This is a genomic window from Inquilinus sp., from assembly GCF_039594555.1.
Lineage (GTDB): Bacteria > Pseudomonadota > Alphaproteobacteria > DSM-16000 > Inquilinaceae > Inquilinus.
Window position 1 is genome coordinate 1 of record NZ_JBCNNF010000517.1, and the last position, 4,138, is coordinate 4,138.

Here is a 4,138-nt window from a genome sequence, read left to right on the forward strand (position 1 = left end):
CCACCGCTCGACATCGGCCGCCGCGCCGAGGTCGTAGAGCCAGACATCGCCGTCGCTGCGGCCGACCATCGCCAGGATGCGGTCCTCGACCACGCCTTTCGACACCTTCAGCGGCGCGATGATGAAGTCGGCCACCGCCTCCCTGGGGCCGAGGCTGGCCAGGATGGCGGCGTAGGGCCTGCGGCGCCGCTCCTCCAGCAGGCGCAGCCCGGTGACCCGGTCGGACAGCGTCGCCTCGGCAATGCCGAGCTCACGCGCCGTACCCTCCGCCGCGGCGGAGTCGCGCGGCTGGCGCAGGCTCTCGGCCTGCAAGGCCCGCACCCGGTCGAGCAGCGCCCGGTCATCGGCCGGCAGCCCGGCCGCCGCCGTGTCGAGCATCGTCCGCTCCAGCGACAGCACATCCTTCCAGTCCAGCAGCACGGTCGCGAACAGCGCGGTCGCCGCGGGATCGCTCGCCGAGGCGGACATGGCATAGGAGAGGATATCGCCCAGCGGCTCGCGGGTGGTCGCGGCCACCAGCTCCATCACCGCCGGGTCGGAGGTCGAGGCGATCTCCCGCTGCGACCACAGCCGCAGCCGCTGCTCCAGCATGCGGTAGGTGGTCGTGGCGGTCGGTGCCTTCTGCTGGCGCTCGAAGCGCGCGACATTGGTCAGCATCGCCAGGGTGTGCGGATCCAGCGCGCCGTAGAAAGCCTCCGACAGCCGCAGCGAGAGGCGATGCAGGCGCCCCTCCGTCGCGGCATCGCCCCGCTTCCCGGCGATGCCGGCAAGGAGGTTGGCCATGCGCACGGAGTCGGCCGAGGGCTTGGCGTCGGCGGCGAGCTTGTCGAAGGCCGCTTCGTCGGCCGCAGCCGTCCCGGTCAGGATCGCGAGCATGTCCCGTTCGCGGCGCAGACCCACCGTCTCGGGATGGTCGGGGCCGCGCTCCTTCTCCAGCGTCGCCACGACCTGCCGGTACAGTTCCATCGCTTCCTTCGGCCGGTCCAGGCCGATCAGGTCCAGCGCCAGGTTCTTGCGGCTGATCAGGGTCGACTCGTCCGCCGGGCCGAGATTGCGCTCGCGCCAGGCCAGGGCCGTGCGGTCGAGCGGCTCGGCCTCGTCGAAGCGCTGCAGCTGCCGCAGCACGTTGGCCAGGTTGTTCGCCTGGATCATCGTGTCGTCGCTGTCGCCCAGCGCCTTCGCGGCCCGGTCATGGGCGTCGCGCAGCAGCGGCAGCGCCGCGGCCGGGCGCCCGGCGACGTCGTAGGTCTGGCCGAGGCCGCCGACGGCCGCGATCGTCTCCGCCGACAACGGCCCCATCAGCCGCTCCAGGATCTCGATCGCCTGCCGGTGATGCTCGATCGCCGGCCCGTATAGCCGCCGGTCACGATCCAGGACCGCCAGGTTGAAATGGGTGATGCCCAGCTCCGGGCTCTCCGGCTGTGCCTCCAGGGCCTGGACCAGCCGGCCGAACATGTCCGCGGCGCTGTCCAGCCTGCCGCCGTTCTGCAGCACGATCGCGGTGTTGTTCAGGATGCGGACATAGAGGTCCGGGTCGCCCTGCTGCAGGCGGTCGAGCGCCTGCTGCCGGATGGGGCGAGCCTCCTCCACCTCGCCCGTCTGCTCCAGCACCACCGACAGGGTCAGGCGGGCCGCCAGCGTGGCCGGCGCGTCCTCGCCCAGCCGCTGCTGCCGGGCTGTTGCGAGGGCGCGGGCATAGGTGACCGCATCTTCGTGCCGGCCGAGCATGCCCGTCGCCTCGGTCAGCAGCTCGTAGCCGCTCTCGACCTGATCGGCCGGGAGTGCGGCGGCGGCCTTCATCCGCGGGACCAGCACGTCAGTGGACAGGTCGGGCCGGCCCACCGCATTGGCCAGCTCCGCCAGCCGCAGCGCCAGCGGGAAAGCGGCCGGGCCGTCGCCGGCGGTGTCGAGCAGCCGCTGGTAGCGCTTGAGGGCCTGGGCATAGTGTCCGGCCTGGACATCGGCCTCCGCCTGCGCCACGGCGGCTTGGCCGGCCGGATCCGCGGGCTGGGCCGCGGCGGCGCCCCCGGCCAGCAGCAGGATCGCGACGGTGGCGGCGAGCACTCGGCCTCGCGGACGCCCCAAGATCGGTTGACCGTGTCCCACCTGCCGCCCCCGCCCCGCGATCGATGGCGGCATTTATCCCCATCGCCCACTGAAGCTCAACCGCAGCCGGACGATTCGCCGGGCCGGGCCGTCAGGCCAGGAACGGCACGGGCAGATCCAGGGCTTCAGCCAGCCCGTCGCGGAAGGTCACGATCGGCCGGGCCAGGCGACCGGCGGGCGGGCGGTGCAGCATCCAGGCCCGCACCCGTGGCTGGAAATCGACGGCCTCGACCACCTCGACCGCGTCCTTCCAGCGGCTGTCGGCGAAGGCGGAGGGGGTGAGGATGCCGATGCCGAGGCCGCGCGCCACCAGCGACATCCGCAGGTCGACGCTCAGCGCCTCGATCGCCACCTGGAAGGGCAGCCGCTCGGCCTCGAAGCGCTGCTGCAGATAGATTCGGAAGCCGCAGCCGCCCTCGTTCATGATCCAGGGGAAGCGCGCCAGCTCCGTCAGGCTGGCCGGCTTCGGCACGCCGAGCGAGGGCGCCGCCACCAGCAGCACGGGCAAGACGCCGAGATCATCGGCCACCAGATCCTCCGGCGGGCTGGCGCTGTCGGGCAGGCACACCGCGGCGGCATCCAGCTCACTGCGCGCCACCTGCTCGACCAGCCGCACCGACCAGCCCGAGGTCACGCGCAGCGCCAGCTGCGGGAACCCGGCACGCAGCCGGTCGAGCGGCACCGACAGCGCCGCCTCGGACAGATAGGGCATGACGCCCAGCCGGAACTCGCCACGCACCTCGCCGCCGGGCGCGACGGCGGCGCGCAGATCCTCCAGCGACCGCAGCACGCGGCGGCCCTGCTGATAGGCTTCGCGGCCCGCGGCAGTCGGCTTCAGCGGCTTCGACTGGCGGTCCAGCAGGGCCGCGCCCAGCCGCTCCTCCAGATTCTGCACCCGCCGGGTGACGCCCGGCTGGGTCAGGTTCAGCCGGGCCGAGGCCGCGACGATCGACCCCGTCTCCACCACGGCGACGAAAGCCTCCAGATCCGGGATATTCATGCCGAGTTCGCATAATCTTTATAGAGACAATTGAATTGTATCATCTTGCGAGAGGGGAATAAAGCTGTCGGCCGATATACCCCCTCAGCAATCGAGCGGATCATGTCAGTCACCAGCGAGTCCCTGGCCCTGGCGTCGCCCGAGCCCATCCTCACCCGCCCGCTGATCCTGCTGTTCGAGACATCTGTCGGCGTCATCGTCACCAACCTGTTCGCGCCGCAGACCCTGGTCGGGTTGATCGGCCCGTCGCTGGGCCTGTCCGCCGCCGCGGCCGGGCTGGTGGCGATGGCGACCTTGCTGGGCTATGCCGCCGGGCTGTTCCTGCTGGTACCGTTGGCCGACCTGGCCGAGAACCGCCGGCTGATCCTGCGGATGCTGGCCTGCGCCGCCGTCTGCGCCGGCCTGGCCGCGTTGGCGCCGACCGCCACCACGCTGCTGCCGGTGCTGGTGCTGCTGGGGGCCGCCTGCTCCGCCATCCAGATCCTGGTGCCGATTGCCGCCGCCATGGCGCCGCCGGAGCAGCGCGGCCGCGTCATCGGCGACGTCATGGGCGGGCTGATGGTCGGCATCCTGCTGTCGCGTCCGCTGGCCAGCGCCATCGCCGGCAGCGCCGGCTGGCGCGGCTTCTACCTGGCCAGCGCCGCCGCCATGGCGGTGCTGGCCCTGGTGTTGGCCGCCCGGTTGCCGCGGCGCCGGCCGGCGGGCCGGACGCCCTATCCGGCGCTGATCGCCTCGCTGGGACACCTGCTGCGGGAGGAGCCGGTGCTGCGCGCCCGGGCGCTGACGGCGAGCCTGGTGATGGCGGCCTTCAGCCTGTTCTGGACCGCGGTGGCGCTGCGCCTAGCGCAGCCGCCGTTCGGCCTGGGCCAGAGCGGCATCGCCCTGTTCGCCCTGGTCGGCGCCGGCGGGGCCGCGGTGACGCCGTTCGTCGGCCGGGCCGGCGACCGGGGCTGGACCCGGCCGGCGACCCTGGCCTCGCATCTCGCCGTCATCGCCGGCTTCGGCCTGGCCGCCTGGGCCGGTGCCGCGCCA

General features: G+C 72.8%; 3 protein-coding genes. 1 reads left to right on the plus strand and 2 read right to left on the minus strand.

Annotation, left to right across the window (positions count from 1 at the left end; all coding sequences use genetic code 11):
• Positions 1-2,064: tetratricopeptide repeat protein (locus ABDW35_RS33070; RefSeq protein WP_343718100.1), on the minus strand; the 2,064-nt coding region annotated here is incomplete at its 3' end.
• Between the two features lie 133 nt (positions 2,065-2,197).
• On the minus strand, positions 2,198-3,106 hold the full coding sequence (locus tag ABDW35_RS33075; protein ID WP_343718101.1) for a LysR family transcriptional regulator: 909 nt from the start codon (positions 3,104-3,106) through the stop codon (positions 2,198-2,200).
• Between the two features lie 102 nt (positions 3,107-3,208).
• Between ABDW35_RS33075 and ABDW35_RS33080 the strand changes: the two genes are divergently transcribed.
• Positions 3,209-4,138, plus strand: a 930-nt coding sequence (locus ABDW35_RS33080; protein ID WP_343718102.1) for an MFS transporter, incomplete at its 3' end; no start/stop codon positions are given.